This is a genomic window from Priestia megaterium NBRC 15308 = ATCC 14581, assembly GCF_000832985.1.
GTDB lineage: Bacteria > Bacillota > Bacilli > Bacillales > Bacillaceae_H > Priestia > Priestia megaterium.
The window spans coordinates 2132501-2150000 of record NZ_CP009920.1; the positions used below are offsets into that span (position 1 = coordinate 2132501).

Below are 17500 nucleotides of genomic sequence, written 5' to 3' on the forward strand. Positions count from 1 at the left end.
GAGCACTGATTGGACTAGGGGCCCCCAACGGGTTACCGAATTCAGTCAAACTCCGAATGCCAAAGACTTATCCATGGGAGTCAGACTGCGAGTGATAAGATCCGTAGTCAAAAGGGAAACAGCCCAGACCACCAGCTAAGGTCCCCAAGTATACGTTAAGTGGAAAAGGATGTGGAGTTGCTTAGACAACCAGGATGTTGGCTTAGAAGCAGCCACCATTTAAAGAGTGCGTAATAGCTCACTGGTCGAGTGACTCTGCGCCGAAAATGTACCGGGGCTAAACGTATCACCGAAGCTGTGGATTGACATCTTTGATGTCAGTGGTAGGAGAGCGTTCTAAGTGCTGTGAAGTCAGACCGTAAGGACTGGTGGAGCGCTTAGAAGTGAGAATGCCGGTATGAGTAGCGAAAGACAAGTGAGAATCTTGTCCACCGAATGCCTAAGGTTTCCTGAGGAAGGCTCGTCCGCTCAGGGTTAGTCGGGACCTAAGCCGAGGCTGAAAAGCGTAGGCGATGGCCAACAGGTTGATATTCCTGTACCACCTCCCCGCCGTTTGAGTAATGGGGGGACGCAGTAGGATAGGGTAAGCGCGCTGCTGGATATGCGCGTTCAAGCAGTTAGGCTGATGAGTAGGCAAATCCGCTCATCATGAAGGCTGAGCTGTGATGACGAGGGAATTATAGTACCGAAGTTCCTGATTCCACACTGCCAAGAAAAGCCTCTAGCGAGGCGGGAGGTGCCCGTACCGCAAACCGACACAGGTAGGCGAGGAGAGAATCCTAAGGTGATCGAGAGAACTCTCGTTAAGGAACTCGGCAAAATGACCCCGTAACTTCGGGAGAAGGGGTGCTCTGGTAGGGTGTATAGCCCGAGAGAGCCGCAGTGAATAGGCCCAGGCGACTGTTTAGCAAAAACACAGGTCTCTGCGAAGCCGCAAGGCGAAGTATAGGGGCTGACGCCTGCCCGGTGCTGGAAGGTTAAGAGGAGGGGTTATCCTTTGGGAGAAGCTCTGAATCGAAGCCCCAGTAAACGGCGGCCGTAACTATAACGGTCCTAAGGTAGCGAAATTCCTTGTCGGGTAAGTTCCGACCCGCACGAAAGGCGTAACGATCTGGGCACTGTCTCAACGAGAGACTCGGTGAAATTATAGTACCTGTGAAGATGCAGGTTACCCGCGACAGGACGGAAAGACCCCGTGGAGCTTTACTGTAGCCTGATATTGAATTTTGGTACAGCTTGTACAGGATAGGTAGGAGCCTGAGAAGCCGGAGCGCTAGCTTCGGTGGAGGCGTCGGTGGGATACTACCCTGGCTGTATTGAAATTCTAACCCGCGGCCCTGATCGGGCCGGGAGACAGTGTCAGGTGGGCAGTTTGACTGGGGCGGTCGCCTCCTAAAATGTAACGGAGGCGCCCAAAGGTTCCCTCAGAATGGTTGGAAATCATTCGTAGAGTGTAAAGGCACAAGGGAGCTTGACTGCGAGACCTACAAGTCGAGCAGGGACGAAAGTCGGGCTTAGTGATCCGGTGGTTCCGCATGGAAGGGCCATCGCTCAACGGATAAAAGCTACCCCGGGGATAACAGGCTTATCTCCCCCAAGAGTCCACATCGACGGGGAGGTTTGGCACCTCGATGTCGGCTCATCGCATCCTGGGGCTGTAGTCGGTCCCAAGGGTTGGGCTGTTCGCCCATTAAAGCGGTACGCGAGCTGGGTTCAGAACGTCGTGAGACAGTTCGGTCCCTATCCGTCGTGGGCGTAGGAAATTTGAGAGGAGCTGTCCTTAGTACGAGAGGACCGGGATGGACACACCGCTGGTGTACCAGTTGTCTTGCCAAAGGCATCGCTGGGTAGCTATGTGTGGACGGGATAAGTGCTGAAAGCATCTAAGCATGAAGCCCCCCTCAAGATGAGATTTCCCATAGCGCAAGCTAGTAAGATCCCTGAAAGATGATCAGGTTGATAGGTCAGAGGTGGAAGCGTGGCGACATGTGTAGCTGACTGATACTAATCGATCGAGGACTTAACCAAACTTTTAAAAGCGTAAGCTTTACTCAGCAAACTGTTACCTAGTTTTGAGAGAGCAATCTCTTGTCTGGTGGCGATAGCGAAGAGGTCACACCCGTTCCCATACCGAACACGGAAGTTAAGCTCTTTAGCGCCAATGGTAGTTGGGACTTTGTCCCTGTGAGAGTAGGACGTTGCCAGGCACTTGAAAAAGACTAGCTATTTTAGCTAGTCTTTTTTTGTATGTTCATTTAAGTAACAAGAAATTAAGTAAGGAATCTTTTGAGCCGTAACTTCAAGGAACCTCAAGATAAATGGGTAATCTTTCGAAGAGTATGTATGCAATAATTCATACCACCACTCTGTTTCATAACGTGAAATCATACTTAAATTATAAAGTAATAAGTAATGTGCCAACATCTCAGGGAAATATAAGCAGCTATCTTTTTCCAAAGGTGCATGCAGCGTGTTATTTTGGAAATTGTACATAAAAGGTGAACAATTATATAAACAGCTTGAAGGATCAAGAATACATACCTGATCTTCTGACAGAGACAATGATAGGTGGGAACGCTCTTTTAAAAAAGAGTAGAGCCTTTCGTGATTCATATGATAACACCGTGTAACTTGTTCAGGAATAGACAAAGAGGTAGCTGGAAGCGACCCAATAGTTGTTAAATGGGAAAATGATCCAGTTCCTAAATTTAAAAATAATGTATCTAATTCCGGTACGCACGACAACAGATAATTCATTGTATATTTACTACCTTCCAGTTGTTTCACATGAAACAATTCTTCTCCTACTTGTGAAAACAAACCGCTTTTTTGGATCTTAACTTCATCATCTAAAAAATCATAACTTTGTTTTTTTCTTTTTCGTGTTGATACTCCATGTGCTAACACCGCTGTATTTTCTGGATATACTGGGTTTTGCGTTAACAAACAGGCTTTTAACAGCTGTGACATTCCATAAAATAATAAAACTGGTTGAACTGATACAGGAGATTGTGCCGCAACTTGATAATAATTTTTACTGTGTTCCAGATAATAAATAAAGGGGTAACTGTTTTTAAAGCTATGTTGCTCTGCATCGCTATAATTCAATTTTTGATAGCGCTTTTTTAAAAAGTCTTGTACAAAAGGAACGGAGAAAAATAAATTGTAGGACGTCCAAACATCATTAAATTTATGCAATTAAATCACCTTTTCTTTTTATTAGAATTATCTGATATCTAGTGAAGTTATTGACAGGTACATATCTGCTTGTTAATCTACTAATAATATTCTGTCGTTTAAAGGAGGATTCTATAATGTGGGAAAGCAAATTTTCTAAAGAAGGCTTAACATTTGATGACGTTTTACTGGTGCCAGCAAAATCTGAGGTACTACCTAAAGACGTTGATATGAGTGTTGAACTAACAAAAACATTAAAATTAAAGGTGCCGTTCATCAGTGCAGGAATGGATACAGTTACAGAAGCTGAAATGGCTATTGCGATGGCTAGACAAGGTGGTTTAGGTATCATTCACAAAAACATGTCGATTGAACAGCAAGCAGAACAAGTTGATAAAGTAAAACGTTCTGAAAGTGGTGTTATCACGGATCCTTTCTTTTTAACTCCTGAAAACCAAGTATTTGCTGCTGAACATTTAATGGGCAAATATCGTATCTCAGGTGTGCCGATTGTCAACAACGAAGAAGAACAAAAACTAGTTGGAATCCTTACAAACCGCGACTTGCGTTTTATCCAAGATTATTCAATGCAAATTGCTGATGTAATGACAAAAGAAGAATTGGTTACTGCCCCAGTAGGAACGACTTTAGAAGAAGCAGAGAAAATTCTACAGCAATACAAAATTGAAAAGTTACCTCTTGTAGATGACAATGGCGTATTAAAAGGCCTTATCACAATTAAAGACATTGAAAAAGTAATTGAGTTTCCAAATGCAGCTAAAGATCAACAAGGTCGATTATTAGTTGGAGCAGCTGTTGGCGTAACAGCTGATTCAAACGTTCGTATCGAAAAATTAGTACAAGCTGGCGTTGATGTTATCGTTATTGATACAGCGCATGGACATTCACAAGGCGTTTTAGATACGGTAAGCAGCATTCGCGAGGCATATCCAGAGTTAAATATTATTGCTGGTAACGTAGCAACTGCTGAAGGTACAAAAGCATTAATTGAAGCAGGAGCAAACGTAGTAAAAGTAGGAATTGGACCTGGTTCAATTTGTACAACTCGTGTTGTAGCTGGTGTAGGCGTTCCACAAATTACAGCAGTATATGACTGTGCAACTGAAGCTCGTAAGCACGGTGTAGCTATTATCGCAGATGGCGGTATTAAATACTCTGGAGATATTGTAAAAGCACTTGCGGCTGGTGGACATACAGTAATGCTAGGAAGCCTTCTAGCAGGGACGACAGAAAGTCCTGGAGAAACAGAAATCTACCAGGGTAGACGCTTTAAAGTGTACCGTGGAATGGGCTCTGTAGGAGCTATGGAAAAAGGAAGTAAAGATCGATACTTCCAAGAAGATAATAAAAAATTAGTCCCAGAAGGTATCGAAGGACGTTTGCCTTACAAAGGACCTGTAGCAGATACTTTATATCAAATGATTGGCGGTTTACGCGCAGGAATGGGTTACTGTGGTTCAGCTAACTTAGAAGCGTTACGTGAACAGGCACAATTCATTCGTATGACTGGAGCAGGTTTAAGAGAAAGCCACCCACATGATGTACAAATCACAAAAGAATCTCCTAACTATTCTATGAGATAATCATGAATGCTAAAAAACACGTTTCCCTATTAGGGAAACGTGTTTTTTAAGTCATGGATCATGAATGTAACAGTACTTCTTTATCTATTTTTTTAAATTTTAATATGATAAAATTACATTTATGTGAGTTTACGTTTGGAGGGTATAGAGTGAGAAACGCAGTACAGAAACAATTAATTTGTGTCATTGCTGTTATGTTAATGGCCAGCGTATTTTTTGTCTCTACACAAGCATCAGCTGCTCCTAAAACAGATGATATTGGCGTTGAAGCAGATGCAGCGATCTTAGTAGAGGCAAGTACGGGGAAAGTATTATACGGGAAAAATGCGGATGCTTTATTAGGTATTGCAAGCATGACAAAAATGATGACGGAATACCTAGTATTAGAATCCATAAAAGATAAGAAATTATCTTGGGATCAACGTGTGCCAGTTAGTAAATATGCAGCTAAAATTTCTCAGGATTATGGATTATCGAATGTACCGTTAATTGAAAACCAAAAATACACGGTGAAAGAATTATATGATGCCATGGCTATTTACTCAGCTAATGGAGCTGCAATTGCTTTAGCTGAAGCTGTCAGTGATTCTGAAGAAAACTTTATTAAGTTAATGAACGAAACGGCAAAAAGATTAAATATGGGTGAATCAAAATTTGTCAATTCTACAGGTCTTTCTAATTCTCTGTTAAAAGGAATGTATCCAAAAGGAACGAAGAAAGAAGATGAGAACCTTCTATCGGCTCGGGCAGTTGCTACCCTTGCTTATCACTTAATTCATGATTATCCAGAATCTTTGGAAGTAGCTAAAACTCCTTCTAAGATGTTTAGACAAGGGCAACAAGGCGAAACAAAAATGAACAATTGGAATAAGATGCTCCCAGGTTTTTCAGCTGCCTACAGCGGCGTAGACGGTTTAAAAACTGGCCATACAGATTTTGCAGGTCAATGTTTCACTGGGACTGCAGAGCGTAACGGGGTAAGATACATAACAGTTGTAATGAATGCTAAGGAAAACGGCAAGTCTACGGAAGCTGCTCGTTTTTCCCAAACAAAAAAGATATTGGATTATGCTTTTAGTCATTTTCAGTTAAAAGAAGTAGTGCCTGCTAACGGCGAGATTAAAGGGCATGAAACAATTGATGTTGCTAAAGGAAAATCAAAAGAAGCTTCCGTTTCTCCAAAGAATTCGGTAAAAATTATTACCAAAAAAGGTCAAAAAGATCATACTAAAATCAACTTTAAGTTAAACGATAAAGTTATGAACGATCAAAAAGTTGTTGCTCCTATTAAAAAAGGAGAAACAGTTGCTTATGTGAGTGCAACAAACAGCAATCTTAAAGATTTAGGCTATGTAGGAGGTCAAACTACAGATAGCATGACGCCGGTTATGACAAACGAATCTGTTGAAAAAGCTGGATGGTTCTCTCTCGCTATCCGCAGTATTGGCAACTTCTTCAGCGATATTTGGATGAATGCTGCAAATACAGTGAATAACTGGTTTTAATGATAACTCAAGAGAAAGAAGAGATACTACAAGAGAGTATCTCTTTTTTTTATTTTAGATTTGTTTGTATATAATCTATAAATTAGATAGGAATTTTCCGAAAAATGGGGTAAAATAGACACTAAGTTTTGAATTTTGTATATACACTAAAAATTATTGTGAAACACTTGATACAGGAGGAAGACAAACATGAATAACATTACAGGTACTGATCGTGTAAAACGGGGAATGGCGGAAATGCAAAAAGGTGGCGTTATCATGGACGTGATCAATGCAGAGCAAGCAAAAATTGCAGAAGCAGCAGGCGCTGTTGCCGTTATGGCATTAGAGCGTGTTCCAGCTGATATCCGTGCAGCAGGCGGCGTGTCTCGTATGGCAGACCCAACAATTGTTGAAGAAGTGATGAATGCTGTGTCCATTCCAGTTATGGCAAAAGCTCGTATTGGCCATATTGTTGAAGCACGCGTGCTAGAAGCGATGGGTGTAGACTACATCGATGAAAGTGAAGTGTTGACTCCAGCTGATGAGGAGTTTCATTTAAATAAAAATACATTTACGGTTCCATTTGTGTGCGGTTGCCGTGATCTTGGCGAAGCATCTCGTCGTATTGCTGAAGGAGCTGCAATGCTTCGTACAAAGGGCGAACCAGGGACAGGGAACATCGTGGAAGCAGTACGTCATATGCGTCAAGTAAACGCTCAAGTACGTAAAGTTGTGGGCATGGACGAAGATGAGTTAATGACAGAAGCAAAACTATTAGGCGCACCTTATGAGTTATTACTGCAAATTAAACGTGAAGGTCGTTTACCAGTTGTAAACTTTGCAGCAGGCGGTGTAGCAACACCAGCAGATGCAGCGTTAATGATGCAGCTTGGAGCAGACGGCGTGTTCGTTGGATCAGGAATCTTTAAATCAGACAACCCTGAAAAGTTTGCACGTGCAATCGTGGAAGCAACAACACATTATCAAGACTATGAACTGATTGCAAACTTATCAAAAGGGTTAGGAAGTGCAATGAAAGGGATTGAAATTTCATCATTATTACCAGAAAACCGCATGCAAGAGCGTGGATGGTAATTTAAAGGGAGTTTTGACAAAATGGTAAAAGTAGGCGTGTTAGGATTACAAGGTGCCTTTCGCGAGCATGCACAAGCATTAGAAGCAGCAGGCGCTGAAGCCATTATCATAAAAAAAGTTGAACAGCTAAACGAAATAGATGGTTTAATCCTACCGGGCGGGGAAAGCACAGCGATGCGTCGTCTGATTGACAAATATGACTTTATGGAACCTCTTCGCCAGTTTGCACAAGCAGGTAAACCGGTATTTGGTACGTGTGCGGGTTTAATTTTACTCGCAGGACAAGTCGTTGACCGTGAAGAGCCCCATTTAGGTGTTATGGATATTACGGTAGCTCGAAACTCGTTTGGGCGTCAACGGGATAGCTTTGAAGCTGCCTTAAATATTAAAGATATCGGTGAAGGTTTTATAGGCGTATTTATCCGTGCTCCGCATATTGTAGAAGTAGGAGAAAACGTTGAAGTCTTAGCTATGCATAACGACCGAATCGTTGCGGCAAGACAAGGTCAATTCTTGGGATGTTCGTTTCATCCAGAATTGACAGATGATGCCCGCATGGCGCAGTATTTTGTAGCAATGGTTGAAGAAGCTTCAAAAAAACCTGTATAAATGAATTGCATCTTGTAAAGACTTGTAGTACATTATGATTAATAAAAATGATATTGGTATAAAGCGTTGATAGGAAATAGTAATAAGATTTTTGATTTCAAGAGAGTCGATGGCTGGTGTGAATCGATAATCAATTCTTATGAATCCGTCCTGGAGCAAGCTGTCGAAAAAGTAGTAGGCAGTTTCGGTTCATCCGTTATCTGGTTTAAGAGGAAGGCTTATTTTAGCTTTCAATTAGGGTGGCAACGCGGGTAAACTCTCGTCCCTTTCATGGGGATGAGAGTTTTTATTTTGCCCTTTTATACTAAAGGAGGTACTAAGTATGTTAGATTTAAAATTTTTACGTGCTAATTTTAATGAAGTAAAAGAAAAGCTCAAGTTTCGTGGTGAGGACTTAACGGACTTAGGTCGCTTTGAAGATTTAGATGCAAAACGCCGTGAGCTAATTGCTCAAACAGAAGAGTTAAAAAGCAAGCGAAATGAAGTATCACAGCAAATTGCACAATTGAAGCGTGAAAAACAAGATGCTGATCATTTAATCGTTGAAATGCGTGAAGTAGGAGATCGCGTAAAGCAATTGGATGAAGAGCTTCGCAGCGTTGAAGAAGAATTAGAACTATTGCTGCTTTCAATTCCTAACGTTCCACATGAAAGTACGCCTGTAGGTGAAACTGAAGATGATAACGTAGAAGTTCGCAAATGGGGAGAAATTAAACAATTTGATTTTGAACCAAAACCGCATTGGGATTTAGGAACAGATTTAAATATTTTAGATTTTGAAAGAGCTTCGAAAGTAACGGGAAGCCGCTTTGTCTTTTATAAAGGGTTAGGTGCAAGATTAGAACGCGCTCTTATTAACTTTATGATGGATTTACATATGGATGAGCATGGTTATGAAGAAATCCTTCCTCCATATATGGTGAATCGCACAAGCATGACAGGAACAGGGCAGCTTCCTAAATTTGAAGAAGATGCATTCAAGATTAAAGAAGAAGATTATTTCTTAATTCCTACAGCTGAAGTACCAGTTACAAATTTACATCGTGATGAAATTTTAAGCGGAGATCAGCTTCCAATTGCTTATACAGCGTATAGTGCTTGCTTCCGCTCTGAAGCAGGCTCTGCAGGAAGAGATACACGTGGTCTTATTCGTCAGCATCAGTTTAATAAAGTAGAACTCGTTCGCTTTGTTAAGCCAGAAGATTCTTATGATGAATTAGAAAAATTAACGGGCCATGCTGAAAAGGTTCTTCAACTATTAGGTTTACCTTACCGAGTTCTAAGCATGTGTACAGCTGACTTAGGTTTCACAGCAGCCAAAAAGTATGATATTGAAGTTTGGATTCCAAGTTATGAAACGTATCGTGAAATTTCTTCTTGTTCAAACTTTGAAAGCTTCCAAGCTCGTCGTGCTAATATTCGCTTCCGCCGTGATACAAAAGCAAAACCAGAACATGTTCATACACTAAACGGTTCTGGCTTAGCAATTGGCCGTACGGTAGCTGCAATTTTAGAAAACTACCAGCAGGAAGATGGATCAATTCAAATTCCAGAAGTGCTGCGTCCATATATGGGAAATAAAGAATTTATCTCTAAATAAAAGTAGAAGATGTTCATTAAGAATTAATTCTTAATGAACATCTTTTTTAAAAAAATCAATAAAAGGGTTGACTTCATTATTTGTATATGATAAATTAATACTTGTCGATACGGAGGAATACCCAAGTCCGGCTGAAGGGATCGGTCTTGAAAACCGACAGGGGTGTTAAAGCCCGCGGGGGTTCGAATCCCTCTTCCTCCGCCATATTTGACTTATAATGCAATTAACATAGCGCGATAAATTGGAGATTGGAAAACCGTTACTTATAAGTAACGGTTTTTTATTTGTTAAAAATGCCGCTTTATCTATTAAAGCGGCATTTTTTTATAGATGACGACGTTTTAGCTTTTCATTATGTTGTAAAAAGCGAGCCACTTTTTCAACAATTGATTCAATTGAATCCGGATCCTTGATAAGGTCGTATTCTCTAATATCTAAACGAAGAATAGGGCAAGCCGTAAAGTTATTAATCCAGTCTTCGTATCGGGCGTGCATCTCTTTCCAATAATCAAGAGGCGTTTGCTGTTCCATTGGTCGCCCTCTTTCTTGAATGCGATCTACAATATCTTCGAAGCTGCCTTCCAAATAAATGAGCAGATCCGGATGAGGAAAATACGGAGTCATAACCATTGCATCGAACAAGCTTGTATATGTTTCATAGTCTACTTTAGACATCGTTCCTTTTTCAAAATGCATCTTAGCAAAGATACCGGTATCTTCGTAAATGGATCTGTCTTGGATGAAGCCGCCGCCATACTCGAAAATTTTCTTTTGTTCTTTAAAGCGTTCCGCTAGAAAATATACCTGTAGGTGGAAGCTCCAACGTTCAAAATCTCCATAAAATTTGTCCAGGTAAGGGTTGGAATCTACTTTTTCAAACGATGTGCGAAATTGGAGAGCATCAGCCAATGATTGAGTCATTGTAGATTTCCCAACTCCAACTGTACCCGCTATCGTCAACACAGCATCATTAGGAATGTTGTATTTCGATCGTAAGTTTACCATTACATACTCCTTTTTAACATACTTTCTTGAACCTCTGATAAGATTCTATTTAAGTGTTGTTTATTTTGTACAAAATCTATTTCATCACCGTCATAACGTAAAATGGTTACATCAGGATTATTTTGTTCAAACGCCGACATAGCCTTTTCATAATCATCACTTAGCCTCGCAAGGTAGTGAGGATCGATGTTTCGTTCAATTTCTCTTCCGCGCATTTTAATCCGCTTTAACAAGGTATCTAAACTGGCATTTAAATAAATAATAATGTTCGGAGCTGGCATATCAGCCGTTAAGATGTGGAAGATTTGTACATATTTTTTATACTGTTCATCTTTTAACGTTTGCTCAGCAAAAATCATGTTTTTCATAATATGATAATCTGCTACAACAGGTTTTTTATAAGATAAGAACCCTTTTTGAATATCCTCCAACTGCTTATATCGATTACATAGAAAAAACATTTCGGTTTGAAAACTCCACTCGTTGATATTTTCATAAAATTTCCCGAGAAATGGATTTTCATCTACGATTTCTTTTAAAATTTCGAATTGAAATGCTTGTGCAATCTCTTTAGCTAGAGAGGTTTTTCCGACACCGATGGGTCCTTCTACTGAAATAAAAGGTGTGCCTTGCATTCATTTGCCTCCTTCATGACCACTCGTTCAAAAAAAACAGACAAAAAATATTTTAACATAGAGAAGGAGAATAAGGGGAAAAGAAATTTCTTTCAGTAAGAAGAATAACAAAAAGCCTACTGTTCACAGTAAGCTTTCCCTATTTATGGTTGTGTCACTCTTTTTGTAATTTTGAAGTTGTCTTCAATCAAGAGCCAGTTTTGCGGGAAATCTAAGCCTAGTTTCCAGTAGGCCATTCCTCTAAGTTTTAATTCTTTGATTAAATCAAACTTGGCCTGAATAGACCTAGCGTCTTCAAACCATACTTCGTGGGTGCGCTGCTGTTCATCTTTATACCGGAAGAAAGGAGCTTGTGCTTTATTGTCGTATTGAATCGCTACTTTATAGCGAGCTGCCAACTCAATAGCTCGTTGAGGACTAATGGCCTTGGCATATTCTCCTCCTGGTTTGTAAGGAAGTGTCCAATCGTAACCGTATAGGTTTTGACCCATGATAATTTTTGAACTAGGTATTTCAGATACTGCATATTCTAAAACATCACGTACGGGACCAATAGGAGAGACGGCCATAGGAGGCCCACCGCTATATCCCCATTCGTATGTCATCGGAACAACGAAGTTAGCAATCTCTCCAATGGCTTTATAATCATGTGCTTCATACCATTTGCCTTTTTGATCTCGACTTGTTTTCGGAGCTAAAGCGACAGACATAAGAAGTTGCTCATCTTGAAGACGCTTTTTTGCTTTCTGTAAAAATGCAATATAGGCTTCTTTATCTGCCGGACGCAAAAATTCGAAGTCAAAGTGAATGTCTCTGAAATTTTGTTCTTTCGCTGTTTTTACAATATTATTTAAAAGCGTATCTTGAACGTCTTTATTAGTTAAAATTGCTCGGCCGACTTCGTCACTGAATGCGCCGTTTTCAATATTAGCCAATACCATTAAGAAAATGACGTCATTTTCTTTAGCAATAGAACCTAAATTGTTAAGTGGAGGCGCCTTTAGAGAACCGTCTTTTTGCACTTCAAAGTTCGCCGGCCCGAGATAAGTAAGGTATTTTGCATTTTGATTAATCATTTTCTCTGTTTGAGGAGTGATTTTTCGATTGCTTGTTTCAACATACCCTAAAAACTCACCGTTTCTTTTGTTGGGGGAAGGAGGAATTAAGATGCGGCGGCCAGGGGTTAAGGGTGCTGTAACTGAAACATTGTTCGCATTGGCAATAGCCTGATAGCTAACGCCTAATTTTCTTCCTATCTTCCATATAGTGTCCCCGGCTTTTACTGTGTAGTAAGTACCGTTGATTGGAATAACCATAGATTGCCCGATGACGAGTTGATTTGGATTAGGTAATTCATTTGCTCTTATAATTTTCCCTGCGTCAATGCGGAACTGTTTTGCAATACTATATATACTGTCACCTGCTTTAACAGTGTAAATTTGCATAATAAAAAGCCTCCATTTCATATGACTTACTTCCATCATATGAGAAGGCTTTTTACTTAATTCATCAACTCGGTATGTTTGCAAATATGAGCATTTAATACATTATGCATCATTCTCAAAGCAAAGGTATTGTCTTCATCTGCGTTTGAAGCAATACAATCTTCAGGTACAATTAAGTTATACTCACGCATATAAGCATCGTTAGCTGAAAAAAGCACGCATATATTTCCCGCAATTCCTGTTAAAATAAGTGTATGAACATCGAGCTGTGATAGCAAAATATTTAAAGCTGTTCCATAGAAGATAGAATGCTTTGGTTTAATTAAAAAGTAATCAGCGTTTTGTGGTGAAATGTGATGTAGAACGGGTGAGCTTATCTCATTTGTGCAGTGTGTTAAAATGGTTTCTAAGTTTGCTTGCCATAGCTTATAGTGGTCATTGACATAAATGATAGGGATATGTTGAGACGAGGCATATTGTTTTAATTTGGAAATATTTTGAGCAATTGTTAAAGATTTTTCAGCAAGTATTTTGCCGTTTTTAAATTGAAAATCGTTTAGCATATCAATAATAATTAAAGCAGTTTTAGCGTTCTTCACACAAGGTCTCTCCTTTTCCTGATGTACATAGTAAATAGTTTGACTCAGAAAAAATATAATATGTAAGGTTGGATAAAAAGTGTTAAATGATGAAAAGTATATGAGGTTGGCAATTGATGAAGCATTAAAAGCCAAAGATAAATTAGAGGTTCCCATTGGAGCAGTTATTGTTCAAAATGATGAGGTGGTTGCTTCAGCTTATAACTTACGAGAAACAGAACAGCGATCAGTTGCTCATGCGGAACTTTTAGCAATTGATGAAGCATGTAAGAAACTAAGAACATGGAGATTGGAAGACGCTACATTATATGTCACCTTAGAACCATGTCCGATGTGTGCAGGTGCTATTGTATTATCAAGAGTGAAAAGAGTTGTGTTTGGCGCTTATGATCCTAAAGGTGGCTGCGCGGGAACATTGTTAAATTTATTAGAGTTTGAAAAGTTTAATCATCAAGCAGAAGTAGTAGGAGGTATGCTAGAAAAAGAATGCGGGAGCCTCTTAACGACCTTTTTTCGTGAGTTGCGTCAACGAAAAAAGTCTGGAAAATAGCGCTAAAAAAGTAAGTTTTCTATAGCGGTTGCATTTTTGAATGAAAAGACGTATACTTGTAAATGCATCAACTTGATGCCCAAACTATTGGTTTCAACTTTGCCGTGCTAAGCGGGGAGGTAGCGGTGCCCTGTACTCGCAATCCGCTCTAGCGAGGCCGAATTCCTTCTTGAGGTTAGCTCATCTTAGGGCCTGCCTTAAGTAAGTGGTGTTGACGTTTGGGTCCTATGCAATGGGAATCTGTGAACCCTGTCAGGTCCGGAAGGAAGCAGCAGTAAGCAGAACCTCTCATGTGCCATGGGGTCGCCTGAACCGAGCTAACTGCTTAAGTAACGCCTGGGGTGGCTAATCGACGGAAGGTGCACGGCAGTTATATACATAAGTTTAGTCTACTCTGTTGGAGTAGGCTTTTTATTTTATCTCTCACTATTTTGAAAAAAAACCTCATAATACGCTATAATGATAACTAATGAATTATATTAAAAGGAGAGGATGTAGTGGCATATCAGGCTCTGTACCGTGTATACCGTCCTCAAAGCTTTAACGACGTAGTCGGTCAACAACATATTATCAAAACACTTCAAAATGCCCTTGTCCAAGAGAAATTTTCGCATGCGTATTTATTTTCTGGGCCTCGAGGGACAGGAAAGACAACAGCTGCTAAAATTTTAGCGAAAGCCGTTAACTGTGAAAAAGCACCCATTGCTGAACCCTGTAATGAATGTGCAACTTGTCGGGGAATTACTGATGGTTCCATTTCTGATGTAATTGAAATTGATGCAGCTTCTAATAATGGAGTCGATGAAATTCGAGATATCCGTGATAAAGTAAAATATGCACCTAGTGCTGTTCGATACAAAGTGTATATTATTGATGAGGTTCATATGCTTTCAATTGGAGCTTTTAACGCTTTGTTAAAAACGTTAGAAGAACCTCCTGCACATGTTATCTTTATTTTAGCTACAACAGAGCCGCATAAAATTCCATTAACGATTATCTCTAGATGTCAGCGCTTTGATTTCAAACGCATTTCGCCAGAAGATATCGTATATCGAATGAAGGAAGTATTAGGTTCTGAAGAGCTAGAAGTAAGCGAGGATGCTCTTTACGAAATTGCGAAAGCTTCAGAAGGCGGCATGCGTGATGCACTTAGTCTTTTAGACCAATCTATCTCGTATAGTACGGATAAGGTGAGCTTGGAGGATGTTCTATCCATAACAGGAGCAGTATCACAGTCTTTTATTGTGAAGATCGTCCAAGCTATCTTTAATAAAAACATCGTAGAAGCGCTAGACTCTGTTGAAAGTTTGATTAAAAACGGAAAAGATCCAGCGAGGTTTGTAGAGGACCTCATCTTCTATTATCGTGATGTTCTGCTTTATCAAGCTTCTGAAGAAAATGCATATTTACTTGAAAAAGCAGCGGTTAACGAAGAGTTTAAAGAACTCAGTTCAAAAATGGATAGTGCTTTTATTTATAAAGTCATTGCTGAATTGAACCAAACTCAGCAAGAGATGAAATGGAGTAATCATCCTCGAGTGCTACTTGAAGTAGCTTTAGTAAAATTAGCTCAAAGTTCTACAAATCAAGAGAGTGCTCTTCCCTATCAAGACATTTTGCAAAAAATGAATCAAATGGAAGCAGAACTGCAGCAGTTAAAAGAAAAAGGCATTCAAGTTGATCATACAGCTCAGGCAGTGCAAACAGAGAAAAAACAGACAAGACAGTCCAGAAGTCAGTACAAGACGCCTGTTGGGAAGGTAAATGAAGTTCTAAAAAATGCCACTCGGCAGAATTTAGAAACAATTAAGCGATCTTGGGCGCAGGTGTTGGACACATTGAAACAACAAAATAAAGCTTCACATGCAGCGTTGTTATCTAACAGTGAACCGGTTGCGTCTTCAGATCAATCATTTATACTTAAATTCAAATATGAAATTCATTGCAAAATGGCTTCTGAAAATAACAACAATGTACGTGATAATTTAGAGAATATCTTATATACTTTAATTGGCAGCAAGCGTGAAATGGTTGCAATTCCAGAAAGCGAATGGGATAAAGTAAGAGAAGAGTTTCTTCAAGGACAGCAGCAAAGTGATGGGTCATCCGGTCAACCACAGGAGGAAGACCCTGTGGTTGCAGAAGCGAAAAAGCTATTTGGAGAAGACTTAATCGAAATTCAAGAGTAAATTTAGGAGGAATGTTCATATGATGAAAGGCATGGGCAATATGCAAAAAATGATGAAACAAATGCAAAAAATGCAAAAAGATATGCAAAAAGCGCAGGAAGAGTTAGCTGAAAAAACTGTTGAAGGTACAGCTGGCGGCGGAATGGTAACAGTTGTAGTTAACGGTCAGAAACAAGTAATTGATGTAAATATTAAAGAGGATGTAGTAGATCCTGAAGATATTGAAATGCTACAAGATTTAGTACTAGCAGCAACAAATGACGCATTAAAACAAATGGACGATTTAACAAATAACACAATGGGTCAATTTACAAAAGGTTTAAATATTCCAGGACTTTAATAAGGTGGTTGCCACGTGCATTATCCAGAACCAATATCAAAGCTTATAGATAGTTTTATGAAGTTACCCGGCATTGGTCCAAAAACAGCTGTTCGCTTAGCGTTCTTTGTTTTATCTATGAAAGAAGATACAGTATTAGATTTTGCAAAAGCATTAGTCAATGCGAAGCGAAATTTAACCTATTGTTCAGTTTGCGGACATATCACAGATCAAGATCCTTGTTACATTTGTCAAGATCAGCGCAGAGAGCGAAATGTGGTATGTGTCGTGCAAGACCCTAAGGATGTCATTGCAATGGAGAAAATGAAAGAATATAACGGCTTGTATCATGTCCTGCATGGCGCAATTTCACCTATGGAAGGAATAGGGCCTGAAGATATCAAAGTACCAGAGTTATTAAAAAGACTTCAAGATGATGAGATTCAAGAAGTGATTTTAGCCACTAACCCGAATATAGAGGGCGAAGCTACGGCTATGTATATCTCTAGGCTCTTAAAGCCGACAGGAATTAAAATTACTAGAATTGCTCATGGGTTACCCGTTGGAGGAGATCTTGAGTACGCAGATGAAGTAACATTATCTAAAGCACTAGAAGGTAGAAGAGAAGTATAACGAGGTACTTGCATATGTTTTTTAAAAGAAAAGGTTGGTTACGCAAAGAGTACGATGATGAATTTGTGAAGACTTTTATGCAAGTAAAGCAGGAATGGAGTCACAAAACTTCAATGGTAGAAAGAAGTGTAGATCCTTCAGAAGAGGTAATGGTAGATATTCGATTAGCCAAAATGAAGTATCTTTTTCTATTAAAAGAAGCCAAGCATCGAAATATTTCAATTAACAGGATGTCATAGAGGCATCCTGTTTTGTTGTCTTTATAAAATAAGGATTTCCCTCCGGGAAGTAGTGCTTTTTTTGAATGCTTGGACATACATATAAGATAACTTATCTGCTTTAAGAAGGAGGCAACATGCTAAATCATCCCATTGTAGTTGTGTCTTTTTTAATAGGGCTAATCATTCTACTCTTAGTAACAGGTGGTGTTGAAAAAATGCTTCGAGTCATTGGAAATTTATCGATCAAGCTTATTATTGGCGTTCTGCTGCTTTTCTTTATTAACATCTTTGGCGTACAGTTTGGTATTCATATCCCTATTAATTTCCCCACA

At 39.6% G+C, this 17500-nt stretch carries 16 protein-coding genes, 1 tRNA gene, 2 rRNA genes, 1 other RNA gene and 1 other annotated feature (2 of these 21 cut by a window edge); of the genes, 15 read left to right on the forward strand and 5 right to left on the reverse strand.

Annotated features, from left to right (window positions below; all coding sequences use genetic code 11):
• Both BG04_RS11495 and rrf read left to right on the forward strand, forming a co-directional pair.
• Window positions 1-2028: ribosomal RNA gene (locus BG04_RS11495) — 23S ribosomal RNA — on the forward strand; it begins 908 nt to the left of the window's first position.
• Window positions 2029-2091: 63 nt separating this feature from the next.
• Window positions 2092-2207, forward strand: a 5S ribosomal RNA gene (gene rrf / locus BG04_RS11500).
• Window positions 2208-2232: 25 nt separating this feature from the next.
• Here rrf and BG04_RS11505 read toward each other — a convergent pair.
• Window positions 2233-3198: a YaaC family protein gene (locus BG04_RS11505; protein WP_034648173.1), complete on the reverse strand. Its 966-nt coding sequence runs from the start codon at window positions 3196-3198 to the stop codon at window positions 2233-2235.
• A 116-nt stretch (window positions 3199-3314) separates the two neighbouring features.
• On the opposite strand from BG04_RS11505, the gene guaB reads away from it, so the two are divergent.
• The 6 genes from guaB to BG04_RS11535 all read left to right on the forward strand — a co-directional run bounded on the left by guaB (window position 3315) and on the right by BG04_RS11535 (window position 9776).
• A complete protein-coding gene (guaB, locus tag BG04_RS11510) occupies window positions 3315-4781 on the forward strand; it encodes an IMP dehydrogenase (RefSeq protein WP_013081319.1) in 1467 nt (488 codons plus the stop codon).
• Window positions 4782-4930: 149 nt separating this feature from the next.
• Window positions 4931-6286, forward strand: coding sequence for a serine hydrolase (locus BG04_RS11515; protein WP_034648171.1), 1356 nt, complete (start codon window positions 4931-4933; stop codon window positions 6284-6286).
• Between the two features lie 189 nt (window positions 6287-6475).
• Window positions 6476-7363, forward strand: a complete 888-nt coding sequence (gene pdxS, locus BG04_RS11520) for a pyridoxal 5'-phosphate synthase lyase subunit PdxS (protein ID WP_013054829.1) — start codon at window positions 6476-6478, stop codon at window positions 7361-7363.
• A gap of 21 nt (window positions 7364-7384) precedes the next feature.
• A complete protein-coding gene (gene pdxT / locus BG04_RS11525; RefSeq protein ID WP_016762689.1) occupies window positions 7385-7972 on the forward strand; it encodes a pyridoxal 5'-phosphate synthase glutaminase subunit PdxT in 588 nt (195 codons plus the stop codon).
• A gap of 57 nt (window positions 7973-8029) precedes the next feature.
• Window positions 8030-8242, forward strand: a binding site (T-box leader).
• Window positions 8243-8294: 52 nt separating this feature from the next.
• The gene (serS, locus tag BG04_RS11530; protein ID WP_016762690.1) at window positions 8295-9572 is read left to right on the forward strand and encodes a serine--tRNA ligase; all 1278 of its coding nucleotides are present in this window, start codon (window positions 8295-8297) and stop codon (window positions 9570-9572) included.
• A 111-nt stretch (window positions 9573-9683) separates the two neighbouring features.
• Window positions 9684-9776 (forward strand) — tRNA-Ser (locus BG04_RS11535).
• Between the two features lie 120 nt (window positions 9777-9896).
• On the opposite strand, the gene BG04_RS11540 is transcribed toward BG04_RS11535, so the two are convergent.
• The 4 genes from BG04_RS11540 to BG04_RS11555 form a co-directional block, all read right to left on the reverse strand.
• The gene (locus BG04_RS11540) at window positions 9897-10577 is read right to left on the reverse strand and encodes a deoxynucleoside kinase (protein WP_013054832.1); all 681 of its coding nucleotides are present in this window, start codon (window positions 10575-10577) and stop codon (window positions 9897-9899) included.
• The gene (locus BG04_RS11545; RefSeq protein WP_013081322.1) at window positions 10577-11212 is read right to left on the reverse strand and encodes a deoxynucleoside kinase; all 636 of its coding nucleotides are present in this window, start codon (window positions 11210-11212) and stop codon (window positions 10577-10579) included. The genes BG04_RS11540 and BG04_RS11545 overlap by 1 nt, the downstream gene beginning before the upstream one ends.
• A 143-nt stretch (window positions 11213-11355) precedes the next feature.
• Window positions 11356-12657, reverse strand: a complete 1302-nt coding sequence (locus BG04_RS11550; RefSeq protein WP_013081323.1) for a glycoside hydrolase family 18 protein — start codon at window positions 12655-12657, stop codon at window positions 11356-11358.
• 56 nt (window positions 12658-12713) lie between these two features.
• Complete coding sequence (locus tag BG04_RS11555; protein WP_016762693.1) at window positions 12714-13256, reverse strand: cysteine hydrolase family protein; 543 nt, start codon at window positions 13254-13256, stop codon at window positions 12714-12716.
• A gap of 79 nt (window positions 13257-13335) precedes the next feature.
• Here BG04_RS11555 and tadA point away from each other — a divergent pair, with 79 nt between their 5' ends.
• The 7 genes from tadA to BG04_RS11585 form a co-directional block, all read left to right on the forward strand.
• Complete coding sequence (tadA, locus tag BG04_RS11560) at window positions 13336-13806, forward strand: tRNA adenosine(34) deaminase TadA (RefSeq protein WP_080743114.1); 471 nt, start codon at window positions 13336-13338, stop codon at window positions 13804-13806.
• Between the two features lie 102 nt (window positions 13807-13908).
• Window positions 13909-14173, forward strand: an RNA gene (gene ffs, locus BG04_RS29680) — signal recognition particle sRNA large type.
• Window positions 14174-14303: 130 nt separating this feature from the next.
• On the forward strand, window positions 14304-15995 hold the full coding sequence (gene dnaX / locus BG04_RS11565) for a DNA polymerase III subunit gamma/tau (protein ID WP_034648165.1): 1692 nt from the start codon (window positions 14304-14306) through the stop codon (window positions 15993-15995).
• Window positions 15996-16014: 19 nt separating this feature from the next.
• Complete coding sequence (locus tag BG04_RS11570; RefSeq protein ID WP_013081327.1) at window positions 16015-16335, forward strand: YbaB/EbfC family nucleoid-associated protein; 321 nt, start codon at window positions 16015-16017, stop codon at window positions 16333-16335.
• Between the two features lie 15 nt (window positions 16336-16350).
• Entirely contained in the window at window positions 16351-16947 is a 597-nt protein-coding gene (gene recR / locus BG04_RS11575; RefSeq protein WP_013054839.1) for a recombination mediator RecR, read from the forward strand.
• Window positions 16948-16961: 14 nt separating this feature from the next.
• Window positions 16962-17186, forward strand: a complete 225-nt coding sequence (locus BG04_RS11580) for a YaaL family protein (RefSeq protein ID WP_013054840.1) — start codon at window positions 16962-16964, stop codon at window positions 17184-17186.
• 116 nt (window positions 17187-17302) lie between these two features.
• Window positions 17303-17500 carry the 5' portion of a pro-sigmaK processing inhibitor BofA family protein gene (locus tag BG04_RS11585; protein WP_013081328.1) on the forward strand. 72 nt of this gene lie beyond the right edge of the window, so 198 of the gene's 270 nt are visible here — the first part of the coding sequence; it begins with the start codon at window positions 17303-17305; its stop codon lies beyond the right edge, outside the window.

Bases quoted from the DNA above. Each gene is read 5' to 3' on its own strand.
- guaB (WP_013081319.1), top strand. From the start codon at position 3,315: ATGTGGGAAAGCAAATTTTCTAAAGAAGGCTTAACATTTGATGACGTT.
- pdxS (WP_013054829.1), top strand. From the start codon at position 6,476: ATGAATAACATTACAGGTACTGATCGTGTAAAACGGGGAATGGCGGAA.
- pdxT (WP_016762689.1), top strand. From the start codon at position 7,385: ATGGTAAAAGTAGGCGTGTTAGGATTACAAGGTGCCTTTCGCGAGCAT.
- serS (WP_016762690.1), top strand. From the start codon at position 8,295: ATGTTAGATTTAAAATTTTTACGTGCTAATTTTAATGAAGTAAAAGAA.
- BG04_RS11540 (WP_013054832.1), bottom strand. From the start codon at position 10,577: ATGGTAAACTTACGATCGAAATACAACATTCCTAATGATGCTGTGTTG.
- BG04_RS11545 (WP_013081322.1), bottom strand. From the start codon at position 11,212: ATGCAAGGCACACCTTTTATTTCAGTAGAAGGACCCATCGGTGTCGGA.
- BG04_RS11550 (WP_013081323.1), bottom strand. From the start codon at position 12,657: ATGCAAATTTACACTGTTAAAGCAGGTGACAGTATATATAGTATTGCA.
- BG04_RS11570 (WP_013081327.1), top strand. From the start codon at position 16,015: ATGATGAAAGGCATGGGCAATATGCAAAAAATGATGAAACAAATGCAA.
- BG04_RS11580 (WP_013054840.1), top strand. From the start codon at position 16,962: ATGTTTTTTAAAAGAAAAGGTTGGTTACGCAAAGAGTACGATGATGAA.